The organism is Metabacillus idriensis, from assembly GCF_050483325.1.
In the GTDB taxonomy this organism is placed as follows: Bacteria; Bacillota; Bacilli; order Bacillales; family Bacillaceae; genus Bacillus_P; species Bacillus_P idriensis_A.
Genome location: NZ_JBCMYF010000018.1, coordinates 13,364 through 30,266 on the forward strand (window position 1 = coordinate 13,364; position 16,903 = coordinate 30,266).

The 16,903-nt window shown below is 40.2% G+C and carries 14 protein-coding genes and 1 riboswitch; of the genes, 8 read left to right on the forward strand and 6 right to left on the reverse strand.

Annotated features, from left to right (window positions below; all coding sequences use genetic code 11):
• Positions 1 to 10: 10 nt before the first annotated feature.
• A complete protein-coding gene (locus tag ABEQ24_RS11555; protein WP_430006941.1) occupies positions 11 to 631 on the forward strand; it encodes an NAD(P)-dependent oxidoreductase in 621 nt (206 codons plus the stop codon).
• A gap of 61 nt (positions 632 to 692) precedes the next feature.
• Here ABEQ24_RS11555 and ABEQ24_RS11560 read toward each other — a convergent pair whose 3' ends face one another.
• From ABEQ24_RS11560 to ABEQ24_RS11575, 4 genes are all read right to left on the reverse strand, one after another.
• The gene (locus ABEQ24_RS11560) at positions 693 to 2,711 is read right to left on the reverse strand and encodes an ABC transporter ATP-binding protein (protein ID WP_430006942.1); all 2,019 of its coding nucleotides are present in this window, start codon (positions 2,709 to 2,711) and stop codon (positions 693 to 695) included.
• Entirely contained in the window at positions 2,708 to 4,465 is a 1,758-nt protein-coding gene (locus ABEQ24_RS11565; RefSeq protein WP_430006943.1) for an ABC transporter ATP-binding protein, read from the reverse strand. Before ABEQ24_RS11565 ends, ABEQ24_RS11560 begins: the two co-directional genes overlap by 4 nt.
• 442 nt (positions 4,466 to 4,907) lie before the next feature.
• Positions 4,908 to 5,225, reverse strand: a complete 318-nt coding sequence (locus ABEQ24_RS11570; RefSeq protein ID WP_430006944.1) for a YbjQ family protein — start codon at positions 5,223 to 5,225, stop codon at positions 4,908 to 4,910.
• Positions 5,206 to 5,400 (reverse strand): hypothetical protein, encoded by a 195-nt coding sequence (locus tag ABEQ24_RS11575; RefSeq protein ID WP_430006945.1) that lies wholly within the window; start codon positions 5,398 to 5,400, stop codon positions 5,206 to 5,208. Before ABEQ24_RS11575 ends, ABEQ24_RS11570 begins: the two co-directional genes overlap by 20 nt.
• A gap of 176 nt (positions 5,401 to 5,576) precedes the next feature.
• Here ABEQ24_RS11575 and ABEQ24_RS11580 point away from each other — a divergent pair, with 176 nt between their 5' ends.
• The gene (locus ABEQ24_RS11580) at positions 5,577 to 5,891 is read left to right on the forward strand and encodes a hypothetical protein (protein ID WP_430006946.1); all 315 of its coding nucleotides are present in this window, start codon (positions 5,577 to 5,579) and stop codon (positions 5,889 to 5,891) included.
• A 177-nt stretch (positions 5,892 to 6,068) separates the two neighbouring features.
• Positions 6,069 to 6,227: a hypothetical protein gene (locus ABEQ24_RS11585; protein ID WP_165970973.1), complete on the forward strand. Its 159-nt coding sequence runs from the start codon at positions 6,069 to 6,071 to the stop codon at positions 6,225 to 6,227.
• 277 nt (positions 6,228 to 6,504) lie between these two features.
• Here the strand turns inward: ABEQ24_RS11585 and ABEQ24_RS11590 are convergent, their stop codons facing one another.
• Entirely contained in the window at positions 6,505 to 8,868 is a 2,364-nt protein-coding gene (locus tag ABEQ24_RS11590) for a transglycosylase domain-containing protein (protein ID WP_430006947.1), read from the reverse strand.
• Between the two features lie 200 nt (positions 8,869 to 9,068).
• Here ABEQ24_RS11590 and ABEQ24_RS11595 point away from each other — a divergent pair, with 200 nt between their 5' ends.
• The 4 genes from ABEQ24_RS11595 (at position 9,069) to nhaC (ending at position 13,105) form a co-directional block, all read left to right on the forward strand.
• On the forward strand, positions 9,069 to 9,587 hold the full coding sequence (locus tag ABEQ24_RS11595) for a universal stress protein (RefSeq protein ID WP_430006948.1): 519 nt from the start codon (positions 9,069 to 9,071) through the stop codon (positions 9,585 to 9,587).
• 108 nt (positions 9,588 to 9,695) lie between these two features.
• Positions 9,696 to 10,997 carry a methyl-accepting chemotaxis protein gene (locus ABEQ24_RS11600; protein ID WP_430006949.1) on the forward strand — a complete coding sequence of 434 codons (1,302 nt, stop codon included), beginning with the start codon at positions 9,696 to 9,698 and terminating at the stop codon, positions 10,995 to 10,997.
• Positions 10,998 to 11,169: 172 nt separating this feature from the next.
• Positions 11,170 to 11,451: a hypothetical protein gene (locus tag ABEQ24_RS11605; RefSeq protein WP_430006950.1), complete on the forward strand. Its 282-nt coding sequence runs from the start codon at positions 11,170 to 11,172 to the stop codon at positions 11,449 to 11,451.
• Between the two features lie 262 nt (positions 11,452 to 11,713).
• Positions 11,714 to 13,105, forward strand: a complete 1,392-nt coding sequence (gene nhaC, locus ABEQ24_RS11610; protein WP_430006951.1) for a Na+/H+ antiporter NhaC — start codon at positions 11,714 to 11,716, stop codon at positions 13,103 to 13,105.
• Positions 13,106 to 13,154: 49 nt separating this feature from the next.
• Here nhaC and dat read toward each other — a convergent pair whose 3' ends face one another.
• Complete coding sequence (dat, locus tag ABEQ24_RS11615) at positions 13,155 to 14,009, reverse strand: D-amino-acid transaminase (RefSeq protein ID WP_430006952.1); 855 nt, start codon at positions 14,007 to 14,009, stop codon at positions 13,155 to 13,157.
• A 249-nt stretch (positions 14,010 to 14,258) separates the two neighbouring features.
• A riboswitch (cobalamin riboswitch) is annotated at positions 14,259 to 14,441 on the forward strand.
• Positions 14,442 to 14,624: 183 nt separating this feature from the next.
• Between dat and ABEQ24_RS11620 the strand changes: the two genes are divergently transcribed.
• The gene (locus ABEQ24_RS11620) at positions 14,625 to 16,901 is read left to right on the forward strand and encodes a ribonucleoside-diphosphate reductase subunit alpha (protein WP_430006953.1); all 2,277 of its coding nucleotides are present in this window, start codon (positions 14,625 to 14,627) and stop codon (positions 16,899 to 16,901) included.
• Positions 16,902 to 16,903: the final 2 nt, after the last annotated feature.

Here is a 16,903-nt window from a genome sequence, read left to right on the forward strand (position 1 = left end):
AGAGTGTGTCATGAAAATCGCATTATTTGGAGGAACAGGAAGAGTGGGCAAAACATTTTTAGAACAGGCGCTGAATGAAGGGCACACTGTCCGAATGCTTGTCAGAGATCCTTCAAAAATAGAGAGCATTAATAATCATGCCGAAATGATTAAAGGAAATGCCCGGGAAATTGAAAGCATTGAGAGAACAGTTTCAGGCTGTGATGCAGTAGTCAGCTGCCTTGGCACAGATGGAGATGATACTCTTACAGTTGCGGTGCCGCTGATTGTTCGGGCAATGAGAAATGCAGGCATGAACAGAGTGATCACGATTGGAACTGCAGGTATTTTACAGGCAAGGTCCAATCCTCTCGTGTACAGATTTGAATCAAATGAGTCGAAACGGACTTTGACGAGAGCAGCGAACGAACATTTAAACGCCTATCTGACATTAAAAGAGTCCAATCTCGAGTGGACAATCATCTGCCCCACTTACCTGCCAGATGGAGAAATCACAAAAACGTTCAGATTTGAAGAAGATTATCTTCCTGAAGATGGAAAGCAAATATCAGCTGAGGATACGGGGTATTTCACTTATCAGGTCCTGATTGAAAATTCCTTTATCCGTAAACGGGTCGGACTGGCTTACTGAGTCAATCTATCTTCTTAGAAAAAAAACCACGTGCCTTGGCTATATCAGGCACGTGGTTTTCTTATCCTGCAAGGGTATTCTGCTTTCCCTGCTGCAGTTCATACATTTGATAGTACTTTCCTTTTTGTTTCATTAGTTCATCGTGATTGCCCCGCTCCGCTATTTCACCGCGGTCAAGGACAAGTATTTGATCTGCATTCTTAATAGTAGAAAGCCGATGGGCAATGATAAACGTTGTTCTGCCTTTTTTAAGGACTTCAAGTGCATCTTGAATGACAGCTTCTGTTTCTGTATCAATGCTTGCCGTAGCTTCATCTAATATGAGAATGGCCGGATCATAAGCAAGCGCCCTTGCAAATGAGATCAGCTGGCGCTGTCCTGAGGAGAGCGTGCTGCCTTTTTCGATGACTGGCTCATCAAACCCAAGCGGCAGATGCTTCAGCAATTGATCTGCACCTACATCATTTAATGCTTTTTCCACTTGTTCTCTGGTGATATCCGGATTATCAAGGCTTACATTTGAAGCAATCGTTCCTGTAAACAAAAATGGATCCTGAAGCACAATCCCCATATGCTCTCTGACTGCCTGGCGCGGCATGGATAAGATATCTTTGCCGTCGATTGTGATTTTGCCTTCTTTAATGTCGTAAAAACGAAACAGCAAATTCATAATCGAACTTTTACCTGAACCGGTGTGCCCGACTAATGCTACGGTCTCACCCTGTTTTGCTTCAAAATCAATATTTTTTAAAACATACTCGCCTTCTTTATAGCCGAACCATACATTTTCAAATGCCACATTTCCTTTATAGCGAGGTTCTTCTATCTCGCTCACATCTGTTCCTTTTTCATCAAGCAGGCTAAACACTCTCTCAGACGCAACACGAGCTGTTTCAAGCTGGGCGAATTGATTCACAATCCCTGTGATTGGCTGAAAAAGCCTGTTTAAATAATCAACGAATGCATAAAGAACGCCTATTGAAACCATTGAACCAACGCCTAAAGAGGCTCCTCCAAAATACCAGATAAGCGCCACGAACGCACAGTTTCTCATAAAACCTACCATATTATGCGACAGCAGGGAGTTCAGGCTCAGCAGTTTATTCTGATAGTGAAAATGGGATGCGTTTAATTCTTCAAATTCCGCTTTCGTTTCTTCCTGTCTGCGGAAAGCCTGAATAATCGTCATTCCCTGAATGGATTCATTGATTGTTCCATTAATATCGCTGACAAGGGAACGAATCTTATGATTGTAGGTTGATGCGTATTTTCGATATACAATGCTCCAGACGACAAGAATCGGCAGGATGACCATACAGATGAATGCAAGTTTTGCATCAAGCAGGAATAAAGCAATGAAAATACCGGTAATATAGATGGCACTTGTAAAGAATGTAGACAGCACAGCTACAAACAATTCTCTGATAGCTTCTGTATCATTTGTAATTCTTGCAACAACTTTCCCTGCCGGAAGATTATCAAAATAAACAACCGGCAAGCGCTGTATATGCTCAAATACATCCTGGCGCATCTTTTGAATGATGCGGTTTGATGTAATTTGCAGAAAGTACCGCTGTCCATAGTGAAAAAATGAAGCAAAAACCAGTAAACCAAAATAAATGGCAATCAAAGTGATGAGCCCTTTAATTTCAGGCTGATAAAACGTAAACAGCTGTTCAGAAGTCAGCATGCTGCCTGTATAAGAAGCAGAATCTGTCCCGCGTTCAATAATGACCGAATTGCCAGCAGCTCTTCTGTCTCCATCAAACTGAATTTCACCAGGTATGAAATAATAGTCGCGCTGCACTTGCAGAATGTGAACTTCTTTGCCTTTTTCTTCACCAGGTTCAAAGTAATCCTCGCGTTTATACCAGGATCCTTTGTAGGCTACAGCATTTTCTCCATCTGCTGTTTCATGCCACTTCTTTTCAATGCCCAATATGTGGTCATCGATCATTTTTTTTGCAATAAATGGTCCTGTAAGCTCTGCCCCGACTGCAACAGCAAGCATGATTAGAGCAAGTATTAATGTTCTTTTATAAAGGGCAGCATAGCGGATCAGTCTTTTTCCAGTGCTCATGCTCCCACCCCGCCTTCGTTTTCAGCTTCAATTTGCTGGCGTTCATATTGCTCTTTATACCAGCCGTTATTTGCAAGCAGCGTGCTGTGCCTGCCTTCTTCAATAATTTTCCCTTCATCAAGCACGAGAATCCAGTCTGCGTGTTCGACAGCAGACAGCCGGTGTGTCGTAATGAATGTAGTCTTCCCGGACCGCTCATTTCTAATATTTGAAATGATCGCCGTTTCCGTTTTTGCATCAACAGCTGACAGGGAATCATCTAATATCAGAATTTCCGGGTTGATCAAAAGCGCACGTGCAATGGAGATGCGCTGTTTTTGACCGCCAGATAATGCAACTCCCTTTTCCCCTACTAATGTATTTAAGCCATCCGGCAGCATTTCAAGATCTTTTCTGAAAAAAGCAAGGTCAATCGCTTTATTAAGCTCTGCTTCTGATCCCTCTTTCTTTCCGAATAAGATATTCTCTCTCACTGTTCTTGAAAACAGCACATGATCTTGAGGAACATAGCCTATAAAGCGCTGCAATGTTTCAAGAGGAATCTTCTCAATTTGAACCCCGGACATTGTGATTTCCCCGCTGCCAGCCGGGTATTGTCTGAGCAGCTGTTTAACGATTGTTGTTTTGCCGCTGCCGGTTTTGCCGACAATCCCGATAGTGTCCCCTCTATTTATTGTAAAACTGACATGTTTTAAGTTCTCTACTTCAGAAGAAGGATACTGAAAGGATACATCTTTAAATTCAATCTTATTAGGTGAAACAATATCCTCCGGCTGATCGTGATTTTTTACATCTGCTTCATAAGATAGTGTTTCGTTGATCCGGTCAAGTGATGCATTACCGCGCTGCATGATATTGATCAGTTCACCTATGGCAAACATCGGCCAGATCATCATTCCAAGATATACGTTAAAGGACACCAGTTCACCAAGGGTAATTTCATTATGGAATACTAAATAGGCTCCATATCCAAGCCCAATTAAATAACTGATTCCGACAAGCAATTTCATTGTCGGTTCAAATAATGCGTCAATTTTAGCTACACTGACATTTTTCTTGAAAACATCATCCGTTAAGGTATTAAACCGGTTTACATCCGCTTTTTCCTGAACGTATGCACGAATCACACGCACGCCAGCAACTGACTCAAGCACCTGATCATTCATATCGCCGAATGAGTCCTGAGCCGCCATGAATCTTGCATGAATTTTTTTGCCGTAGATTCCCATCGCAACCGCCATAATTGGCAAAGGCAGGATCGCGGCAAATGTAAGTTTCCAGCTGATAAGTATTCCCATTGTCAACAGAATCGTCAGCATGAACATGCTTGAGTCAACCAATGTCAAGATCCCAAATCCGGCAGTCGTTGAGATGGCCTTCAAATCATTTGTAGCCCGGGCCATTAGATCTCCCGTTCTGTTTTTCTCATAAAAGCGCGGTGTCATAACTATGAATTGCCCCATTAGTTTTGACCTTAGGATTCTTTCAGCGAGATGAGCCCCGCCAAATAAATTGTACATCCAAAAGTAAGATAAAATATATACAAGTACACCGAGCCCAATAAACAACACAATATATTGAACAAGCAGTTCACTCGAGAATTGCCCAACCTGAATATCATCTATCGCATTCCCAAGCAGTTTTGGGGGAATAATTTCAAGAACATTTACAACTAAAAGCAATACGATCGCAGCCGTATACCGCTTCCAATACTTTTTAAAAAACCAGCCTAACTTCACTAACACCGAGAACATCTGATCATCTCCTTTGTCTACTTGACCTTATCTTGCTAACCGCTGTCTGGATCTCCTTTTTTCATCAATTTCTCTGTTTTCATCATCATTACAAACATACCTGCTTCCTCCCTTAAGATTTAATTTATATAAAAAAGGCAAACCTCCGCATGCCGGGGTCTGCCTTTTTACAATCAAACGTAAAAAGGCACAGAAGTATACAATGCAGCATACCCCTGTGCCTTTTCCTTTTTATATTCAGAGACTGATCTCTCTAAACGGTATAAAGGTATGGCGGGGCTGCACAAGAAAGCACGCTTCGATCATACGCAATCACAATTAATTTTTTCATGTCAAACCCCTCCTTTACCAAATTTTTAGTTTAATCCTTAGATAGATTACCATCTTTTTCATTATTTTGTCAATTGGGATTTTTCCTTATTTTCTGGTTAGCCTGCAATTTTTATTCTTCAATAAACACAGCCGTTCCATAAGCAATAATTTCAGACGCATTCTGCATAACAGCAGAGCTTTGCAGTCTCATCCCAATAATCGCATTTGCCCCTTTATTTCTTGCATCCTCAGCCATCCGCCCGATCGCCTTTTGTCTTGCTTCCTCCATCATCTCAGTATATTCAGAAATTTCTCCTCCTACAATTGTTTTCAGCCCCGCCATTAAATCTTTTCCAATATGTTTCGTTTGCACGGTTGTTCCTCTGACAAACCCTTTAAGTTCTTTAATTTCTTTTCCTGGAACGAAGTCAGTAGTTACGATAATCACGTTCATCATCCTCCTTTTTTTCTTTCATCCTGGCCTGAATCAGCAGGCTGAATAATAAACAAATTGATAATAAGTGAATCAGAAAAAAGATAACAGCCAATTTCATATTTAAAAACAGAAAAATAAGTGCAGCAGTTTGGGCTATGAAGGTAAGGAGTATTAAGATGGATTTCATGAATTTCGCTTTCCTCCTGTATCTTTACAACTGGATTTGAGAAGTTGACCCCCATAAAAAAAGTGATTTATAGGCACATATCACTATTTTCACCTTCAGGATGTTTCAAAAAACTAAAAACAAGGTAAAGAACTGTAACAAACAACAGAAATAAGGAAAATTGAAGGAGGAAAACAATGAGCCAGTTAGTTTCCACTAGTCTATGTACCCAGGATCAATTCCGAATGGATCAAATTATCAGTCTAAATCAGCTCGCAAAAAACTATTCAGGAAAGGTGTACTTCTTAGCTGGAAAACGAAGCATCGTTGATGCCTCAAAGTTTCCTTCTTTGATTACTTTCTTTCTGATGACTTCTGGTTCCAATCAGATTAAAGTTCTCATAGATGGGGATAACCCGAGTGAGATCTTGGCTGAAATGGACGCCATTTGTTCAACTGAATCAAGATTTACAACGAATTTCTTAAACACTGCTGAAAAAGTAAAGGTATAAAATCAGTGATCCCTTACAAATGATAAAGGGAGTATGGCTTACTTACATTACAACAGAGAAAGGGAGATTATGACTTATGATCAGAACTATATTAATCGTTATTGGAGCAATCGTAGTTATTGGCTGGCTTCTTAATGTAGTTATGTAATTTAAAGATATACAAGGGAGAGGAACCTTATGTCTGAACATAAACAAGTGAATGTTGAGAGAAAAGAAGAGCACAAAACAAATAACAGCCTTCTTGGAGCTACCTTTATTAAATATGCGGCATATCTGGTTATATTCTTCGGTATTATCTGGTTTTTAATTACTTATATTTTACCAATGTTTCAATAGGCATTTGAACGAATAATTTTCTCCGCACCCTGCGCAGCAGGGTGTGTTTTTTGTTTTTATAATAAAGCTGTTCCGTGCCTATAGAGTAAAGAAACAGACAATCGTCCTGTTTTGCAGCTCCAAATTACCTCTCAAACACAAAGTTCGTGTGTTAAACCGATTTGCAGCCCGAATGAGAAACTTCCGCAGCTCACAAAATTGACGCTTGTCACGAAAAGGCAATGCAGATGATTGTACTGAAAAAAGCTGAACGAGTATGATCTCGTTCAGCTTTTTGTTAATTACCTGATGCATCCCCTGAATCAGAAGCTCCATCTGCTGGAGGTTCTGCTGGCTCCTCCGGGTCTGCTGGAGGCTCTGTCGGTTCGGCTGGCGGTTCTGGTTCTGCTGGAGGCTCTGCCGGTTCTTCAGGTTCGGCTGGTTTTTTCTCTTCTTCTTTTTTTCGTTCTTCCTCTTTTCTGCGTTCTTCTTCTTTTCTGCGTTCTTCTTCTTTTCTGCGTTCTTCTTCTTTTTTAGCTTCTTCCTCTTCTTTTCTTGCCTGTTCTTCTTCTTTTTTAGCTTGCTCTTCTTTGCGTTTTTGTTCTTCAGCCTTTTGCTTATCCGCATCAGCTTTCGCTTTTTCTTCCTGCTTTAAACGTTCTTGTTCTTCCATTTTTGCCTGCTCTTCTCGTTTAGCCTTTTCTTCAGCTTCTTGCTTTCTTTTTTCTTCTTGTTTCTTTTTACTCTCTTCATTAGAAGTGTCTGTTTTCTTTTTCTTTGACTTGCTTTCTGATTTCTTGAGAGGAGGCAGATTAAAATCCTCCGGTTTCTCCTTTTTCAGGGCTGCATCCATAATCACTTTAAACAACGGTGCAGCTGTCGCACTGCTTGACGTATTCAAATAATGGTCTTGGTCAGTTTGATCATAGCCAAGCCACATCGCTCCAACTACATTTGGGGTATATCCGACAAACCATTGATCTTTTACTCCATCAATTCCATCAATGCCAAGCTGTGTGGAGCCGGTTTTTCCAGCCAGCTCATGTTTTTCAAGCTGTGCTTTTTTCCCTGTTCCTTCTTTCACTACGCCAAGCATCATATGAGTCATTTTTTGAGCGATTTCTTTTGTTGTAACGTTTGTTTCTTTCTTTTTCCATTCTGCAATCGTATTTCCCTGAACATCTACAATTTTCGTAATCGCATGGGCCTCAACGCGGGTTCCTTCATTTGGGAAGGCCGTGTATGCTTCTGCCATATTCAGCGGAGCCACGCCTCTATCAAGACCCCCAAGACCTAAACTCAAGTTACGGTCATTCTCGGTAATTGGCAGGCCAAAGCGTTTAGAAGCGTCAACGCCTGCTTGTACGCCAATTTCCTTCAGTGCCCAAACAGTCGGTACGTTATATGATTTTATCAAGGCTTCATACAGGGTAACCTCTCCGCGATAGCTGCCGTCAAAGTTTTTAGGTGAATATCCGTTAATATCGAGCGGTTCATCTTTCAGCTTTGTATCAACATCCATTCCGTTTTCTAATGCAGGTGTATAAACAGCCAGCGGTTTCATGGTTGAACCAGGCTGCCTTTTCAGCTGAGTTGCTCTGTTAAACTGTCTGAATGAATGCTCCCCTCTTCCTCCAACAAGCGCCTGTACACCTCCTGTTTTAGGATTGACGAGAACTGCTCCGCTTTGAACGGGCTGATCGCTCTTACTATCAGGAAAATTAGCATCGTCCTTATATACCTCTTCTATAGATGACTGCATATCCTGACGCAGCTCGGTATGAATCTCAAAGCCTCCCGCTAATATTTCATTTTGTGTCAGGCCGTATTTCTTAATGGCTTCTTCAATGACATGATCTACATAAAAGGGATAGCGTCCTTTATATTCATCAAGTTCCTTCCGTTCAAGCACAACTTTTTCATTTTTGGCTTCTTTCATTTGTGCTTCCGTTATGAATTTCTCTTTTTTCATTAAACTTAAGACAACATCTCTGCGGTCTAATGATTTTTCAAGGTTTTTCACAGGAGAATAGTTTGTCGGCGCTTTAATAAGCCCTACTAAAATGGCAGATTCATTAATTGTAAGATCAGCAGCTTCTTTACCAAAATAAACTTTGGCTGCTCTTTTCAGCCCCCATGCTCCTTCTCCAAAATAAATCTTATTAACATAGAGTTCTAATATTTCTTCTTTTGAATATTCTTCATCTATTTTTTTCGCAATGAAGTACTCATCAAACTTCCGTTTAAATGTTTGATCCTGAGTAAGCAGCGTGTTTTTAGCAAGCTGCTGAGTAAGGGTGCTTCCTCCCTCAACTACACCTCCAGCTGCTATATTTTTAAACATGGCGCGGACAATTCCTAAATAATCTATTCCGCTGTGATTATAGAAATTTTGATCTTCTGTCGCTTGAAGAGCTTCGTAGAAATGATCCGGAACATCCTCATAATCTATCCACTCATTTTTAGAGGTTGAAATTTTGCTCGCAATCTCGCCGTTTTGATCATAAATGATAGTTGGCGCATTTGCTCTTTCTTCTAATTTGCTGACATCCTGTGATGCAATGACTACATTATGTACCATAAACATAAGGATGACTGCCAGCAGAACGAATATAATGAGCTTCGTAAATACACCCTTAATTGAGAATAGTGACTTTATCATTAGTAACCCCCTGAAATTAGAAAATTAGTGCTTCTACTTATTACCCTAATTATCAAAGGTGTACGCCTATTTTGGAAAATATGTGGCTGTCAAATCCAAAAATCTTTTTTGTAATCGTTTTCTTCGGGAGAATTGATTATTTTTTCTGAAAAAGGGTATCTATTTATATACACATTTTCCTTAGAGAGGATTTGATGAAGATGAATACGTTTAAACATATAGTCGTTGCCTATGATGGACATGATGAAAGTCAGGCAGCTTTAAAAACAGGAATTGACTTGAGCAAACAATTAGAATCGATGCTGACAGTCGTGCACGTTTATCAGGAAGAACATGCGATGCACACCAAAGGAGTTCAGCCTGTTATTCCGAGTACGCCAGCAAATGGCTATTTGACAGACAATCTTCAAAACTATCCGGTTGCGCCTCCCCCTTCTCAGGAGCTTGATCAAACTCATACTCAGCATGATTATTTTGACAACTCAGATGAAATTGTTTCACGAATCAGAATGAAAATGGATGAGAATCAGGCGGCTGGAGAGGTTGAAATTTTATCAGGATCTCCTTCGGATGCGATTTTAAAATATGCAGAAGAAAAAAATGCCGATTTAATCGTAATGGGCAGCAGAGATTCAGGCGGCCTGAAAAAATTGCTGTTCGGGGGAGTAAGCGATAAAGTATCTCATCATTCAGCCATTTCAGTGCTGATTGCAAAATAACCTTTTAGACGAATGCCCTTGCATTCGTTTTTTTTGTTCTCATTAATCTTTTTCAGGTTTATCCGATAATAAAATAAGAGTCGATATAAATCTAAAAGGAGCCGTATAATGGGATTGTTCAACCGTAAAAAAGAGATAAATAATAATAATTTTTTAAATAATATCAGTAAAGAGAATACAAAGCTTGATGTATCATACAGTGCTGATTTAACAAAACAAATTGAGATGATTTCTCTTTCAGAGAAAGATTTAGGCATTTTATTTGTATTAAAACCGCTGATAGACCAAAACATTTCAGAAATAGTTGAAGACTTTTACCGGGTCATCGCATTAGAAAAAAGTCTGATCGATATCATTAATCGCTACAGCTCAATTGATAAATTGAAGGAAACGCTGAAGATCCATATTAGTTCAATGTTCAGCGGTATTCTGGACAAGAACAGAGTTGAAAGCATACAGCGTATTGCCCATATTCACGTTAAAATCGGTCTTGAAGCAAAATGGTATATGTCTGCCTTGCAGACGTTATCAAAATCACTGATTGATTGTGCCGGGATAAAAGCTGAAAACAGGGAAGATTTAATGTTAATTGTTCAAGCCATAAGCAAAATGATCAGTTTTGAACAGCAGCTTGTACTAGAAGCATATGACAAAGAATATGGGGAAATCCGGATGAAAGCAGAGAGGGAAAAGGAAGCAATCCGAATCGAGCTCAGCGAAACAGCCCAAATGCTATCTGGCATCACTGAAAACACAAATGCATCTGTTCAGGAAATCAATGCTCAATCCAAAGAAATCTCCTTATTTGCAAGCGGAAGCTTTGAAGTGGCTTCTTCAGCAGAAACTGAAGCATCTTACGGCAAAAAAGACCTTGAAAAACAACATGAACTGATGACCTTCATCGAAACAAGCACTGAAAATATCTCGATAAAAATGAAAGCCTTAGAGAATACATCTGAAAAGATCAATCAAGTCGTAGCAATTGTTACATCAATAGCAGATCAAACAAATCTTCTTGCATTGAATGCAGCTATAGAATCTGCACGTGCCGGAGAATACGGCAAAGGGTTTGCTGTCGTAGCTAGTGAAGTGAGAAAGCTTGCAGAGGAAACAAAAAATTCGGTTCAGGGTGTATCCAGTTTAATATCAGAGATTCACTCTCAAATAGACAGCATTGCAGGCTCCGTAAATGAGGTGGCACGACTTACTTCAAAAGGTGCGGAGCAAGCAAACAATATGAACGAATTTTTTGATTCTGTCGTTCATCTTATGAATAACAATAAAAATCAAAGTGAAAAAACGAAGAAGGAATTAACTAATTTCACCTCAGTTATCGGTGAATTATCATCTTCCATCTCTCAAATCAATGATACTGCCGAAAGCCTCAGACTGCTTTCAAGGAATATTTAAAAGGATCAGGGACTTCCTAAGCTTTTGACACTGCCCGGGACGAATGCTTTTGCATTCGTTTTTTCTCATTCGTCTTTTTCAGAATTCCTTTAGAATTTACCTGTAAAAGAGTTGTATGCTTCCCATCCCTTATGGATATAAATAAATTAACTATATTCAGGAGGACATGCTTATGAGTAATTTAAATATTGTTTTATATGACATTCATGAATACTTTATCCTTAATCCAAACCTTCTCCGTGCTTCTATTGAAGATTATCAGCAATTTGCAGCCCAAAGCGAGCATGTTTTTAATACAGATCAAGCTTTAAGGCTTCATTTTAAGGACGTTAATGAAGAAGAGTATCACAGCACCCTGATCCCAGTGTTAAATAACAATGGCCACAATATCCATTTCCATTACGGTGATGACAATACATTATATATATACAAAAAGGAAGAGCAGGTCAGTTAACGCCTGCTCTTCTTTTTATTTGACTGTTGTACGTCTAAGTCAGGAAGCTTACATAAAAAAGACAGTATTTCTTTTTGTCTGCCGATTTTTGCCCTGTTCCAGCCAGTTAAAGACTTGTAAGGCAAGTAATTTGGTATCTATTTGAAATGAGGACTAAATGCTTACTTATTTCACCAGTTGACATAAGTTAATAGATTGATATAATACTTTTATGCGCAAAAGCATAAAAGCGTTTAAGTATAAAAGGAAGGAATTACAAGTTATGAACCATTCCAAAACCGTTCCATTTGGAGCTGCAGTCATGATTTTTCTATCGATGATTGCCATCATATTTATCAGTCTATTTTACTTGAAAACAGAACCGCACCTGCCGCTGATGCTGTGTCTCGTTTTATTAAGCGCAGTTGCTTTTATCTATAAATATTCATGGAAAGAGATTGAAGCTGGATTAGTAAAAGGAATCCAAAATGGCGTTCAGCCTATCATTATCCTTGCATTAATCGGTATTCTGATTGGTGCTTGGATGTTCAGTGGAACCATACCGACTGTTATGATAGCTGCATTGAACCTTATCGACCCAGGTTCACTTCTTATTCTTACACTGATTTGCTGTACGATTATTTCTTCAATAGTAGGAAGCAGCTTCACAACAGTGAGTACTGTTGGAGTGGCTCTTATGGGGGTTGCGATTGCAGCAGGTGTTCCCATTGAGTGGGCAGCAGGAGCTGTAATTTGCGGAGCATGCTTTGGAGATAAGATGTCTCCGATGTCTGATACGACTATCTTTGCATCAGGAGTAGCATCCGTTAATATTTTTACACATATCAAGCATATGTCGAATACAACGATCCCTGCCTTCATCATTACAGCATTCCTTTTTTGGTACTTGGGGACGACTTTAACGATAAACAATGCAACACTAGAAAATATTCAGGAAATTATCTCAGTCATGGAACAGCACGTACAGATTAGCGGCTGGACATTAATTTCTCCCCTGATTGTAATTTCCCTTGCCATCACAAGAATCCCTGTAATCCCTGCCCTTGCTGCTGGGATTGCGACAGCAGGCGCTACAGGAATCCTGCTTCAGGACGGCGCTTCTTTTGCACAGTTTTTAAATGTCCTGCAAAATGGAACAGCTTTTGAGATTGAACAGGAAACCGTTCAGAAAATGCTGAACCGCGGCGGACTTCAATCGATGATGTGGTCGATTTCATTAATTATGATTGCTTTTGCATTAGGCGGATTAATGGATACGATGCAGCTGATTCAAACCCTTCTAAAAGGATTGATCGTGCGTATCAAAGTCAAAGGTCAGCTGATACTTGCAACAGTTTCTTCTTCTATTGGAGTAAATTTGGTGACAGGCGAGCAATACCTTTCGATTTTAATTCCCGGTCAATCGTTCAAAGAGGTCTATGAAAAAATGGACATTGATAAGAAATATTTATCAAGATCTTTAGAAGACGGGGGTACACTTATCAATCCATTAATTCCTTGGGGAGTAAGCGGAGCCTTTTTCGCTCAGACACTTGGTGTTGATGTGATAGCGTACATTCCATTCGCTTTCTTCCTCTACTTGTCTCCTTTATTCAGTGTTTTGTTTGGTTTTTTGCGAGGCAAAAAGAAGCCTGCGGAACAATTAGCTGCATAAGGAAAACCGCTTGATTCTTCAAGCGGTTTTTTGTTATTAAAATTCGAGCTTATCCAGTAACCTTTTCTTCGTTGTTAATCATTTCTTCAAACAGCCTCTGAAGCTCCCTCACAACAGGTCCGGGCAACCCGTCTCCAATCTTCATGGAATCAATCTCCTTGACAGGTATAACCTCACTCGTCGTGGAAGTAATAAACGCTTCATCAAGCGTTTTAAGATCTTCAACTTTTAACATCTCTTCTGCAAGCGTCAATCCGTTTTTTCTGCATAGATCTGCAACTTTCATGCGGGTTATGCCATTTAAAATCAAATGATTGGCAGGGTGTGTATAAATGGTCCCATTCTTTACACCGTAAAAATTAGACGACGAACCCTCTGTTATATGCTCACCGCGATGGAGCAGAGCCTCATATGCTTCATTTTCGTAAGCCTCCTGTTTAGCGAGAACATTCCCAAGCAAATTCAGGCTTTTGATATCGCATCTCAGCCAGCGGATATCTTCCATAAGATACAGCTTAATGCCCCTTTCCTGCTCTTTTACAGGCTTTGTGCAGGGAATTGGATAGGCTACAATCTGAGGAGTAACGTCTTTTCCGGGGAAAAGATGCTTCCTTCCTGTTACCCCGCGAGTGATTTGCATATACACGGCACCATCCTGCACCTGATTTTTCTGGATGAGTTCATTCAGCATCCCTGTTAATTCTTCTGCTGAATGCAAAAGCTTAATCTTAATCTCTTTTGCACTTCTGACAAATCGCTCCATGTGTTCTTTCATCGCAAAAAATGAGCCATTATATACTCTGATTACCTCATACACGCCATCCCCAAATTGATATCCTCTATCTTCAAAATCAATGGACACTTCGTTTTTCTGCTTAAATTCACCGTTTAAAAGTATGTACATTTGAAGGCTCCTTTAGTTAGATTCAAGGCTGTTTTCTGAAATAAATCGATTTTATTAAAAGTGATTGAATGAAAAACTTCCTCTCTCTATGTTATGATGAAACACGCTGGTCTGTAAAATGGTTTCATCTTTTTATTTGAATTTTTTACAGATTTCAGTTGAAATTTCTTTCCCTGTCCATTATGATGAAATTACCTACAAACACAATATATTGATAATAACACTAAAATATAATACTACATATTGAAAAAACAACAGCAAGCAAAGGTGCCATTTTATTGGCTTAAAAGGGAATCCGGTGCAAATCCGGAACTGTCCCCGCAACTGTAAGTGTGACGAACTGGGAATACCACTGTACGAGATGAAAGTATGGGAAGGGCTCAGCGCAGAATGATCACAAGTCAGGAGACCTGCCATTTGATTGCTATAGTTTCGAATTCTTCGGGGACTGAGGAGATGAAACGATGGTTAATAACAGGACTGCTTGTTTCCTTTTATTCTATCGTTTGATCCGCTCATGATCCCATGAGCGGATTTTTTTTAGGCGTAAACATTCACACAACCAAGAGCTGATTAAAGCCTTTGCGCTTTATTATTTTTTTAGGAGGATGTCAAATGGCAACCAAAATGGCAACAATTATTTTTAATGAAATGACACTTGAAAAAGCCCCATTCTCAGAAAAACGGATAAGAGACTTCATAGATGAAATCGGACACGGCTTCAAAGAGCTTGACCTGGATGCTTACAGCACAAGAATCGTACAAAGCATCGAAGGACGCAGTGAATGCACAACATCCCAAATCTCCAATCTCCTTATTCTCGAAGGACTCTCCAATATCAGTGAGCTTGAACCTCAGTGGACTTACTTTTGTGCACGCATTTATTTAAGAAAGCTATATAAGGAAGCTGCGTTTAACCGCAATCAGCAAAATGGATATGATTCGTTTCTGAATTTACTTAAAACACTGACTGATAAGGGCATATACAATCCTCATTTGCTGAATGCATATTCAGACGGAGAAATAGAAAGCCTCTCATCAATCATTCAGCCGGAAAAAGACAAGCTGTTTACATACATTGGACTCCGCACCTTGTCGGACCGCTATTTAGCAAGAGATTTTGATAAAAAAACATTTGAACTGCCTCAGGAACGTTATCTTGTCATCGCCATGACGCTTATGGCCAATGAAAAAACAGAACACCGCCTTCAGCTTGTCAAAGAAGCTTACTGGGCACTCAGCAATCTTTATATGACCGTTGCTACTCCTACATTATCAAATGCAGGGAAGCCTGTCGGCCAGCTGTCGAGCTGTTTTATCGATACTGTTGATGATAGTCTGCAGGGTATCTTTGACAGCAATACAGATATTGCAAATCTTTCAAAATCCGGCGGAGGCATCGGGGTTTATTTAGGCAAAATCCGCAGCAGAGGCAGTGACATTAAAGGCTTTAAAGGAGTCTCATCCGGTGTCATCCCATGGATGAAGCAGCTGAACAATACAGCAGTGAGCGTAGATCAGCTTGGCCAAAGAAAAGGAGCCATCGCCGTCTATCTGGATGTGTGGCATAAGGATATCTTTTCATTCCTGGATTCTAAGCTGAATAATGGCGATGAGCGCTTAAGAACTCACGATTTATTTACAGGCGTCTGCTTGCCTGATCTATTTATGGAACAGGCGGAAAACCGCGGTGACTGGCATTTATTTGATCCGCATGAAGTCCGTAAAGTGATGGGGTACTCCTTAGAGGATTTTTACGACGAAGGAAAGGGCAACGGATCATTCCGCGATAAATATTGGGAGTGCGTCAATCATCCGGATCTGACTAAAGAGACCGTACCTGCGATTGAAATTATGAAAGGCATCATGAAAGGCCAGCTGGAATCAGGCACCCCTTTCATGTTCTATCGTGATGAAGTGAACAGAAGCAATCCGAATTCTCATAAAGGCATGGTCTATTGCAGCAATCTATGTACAGAAATCACTCAAAATCAGAGCGCTACGACGATGGATGAACAATATACAGAAGACGGCAAAATCATCACCGTTAAAACTCCGGGGGACTTTGTTGTCTGCAATCTGTCATCTATTAATCTGGCAAGAGCTGCCGGTGATGAAGTGCTTGAGCGTCTTATTTCCATTCAGGTCCGAATGCTTGATAACGTGATCGATTTGAATGACATACCTGTTGTGCAGGCTAAACTCACCAATCAGAAATACCGTGCTGTTGGTCTTGGAACATTTGGCTGGCATCACCTGCTTGCTTTAAAACGCCTGAAATGGGAAGACGAAGAAGCCGTACAGTATGCTGACAAACTATATGAAGAGATCGCCTTTTACACGATCCAGGCAAGTATGAAGCTTGCTGCTGAAAAAGGTGCTTACCCCGTGTTTAAAGGATCAAAATGGCATACCGGAGAGTATTTCGAAAGCAGAAATTACACATCAGAACATTTACCATGGGATGAATTAAAGCAGCAGGTCATGGAAAATGGGCTGCGCAACGGCTACTTAATGGCGGTGGCGCCTAATGCTTCCACTTCTATTCTTGCAGGCAGTACTGCAAGCATCGATCCGATTTTCCAAAAAATGTACTCTGAAGAGAAAAAGGACTATAAAATACCTGTTACTGCTCCTGATTTAAATCCAGAAACCACATGGTATTATAAGTCGGCTTATTTCATCGATCAATTGTGGAGCATCAGGCAAAATGCCGCCAGACAAAAGCACATTGATCAATCGGTTTCATTTAACTTTTATGTGCAGAACACAATAAAAGCGAAAGAATTGCTGAACCTGCACCTGTCAGCCTGGAAAGCCGGCTTAAAGACCACTTATTATGTGAGATCTACTTCAAGTGCCATAGAAGATTGTGAATCTTGCGCGAGCTAAAG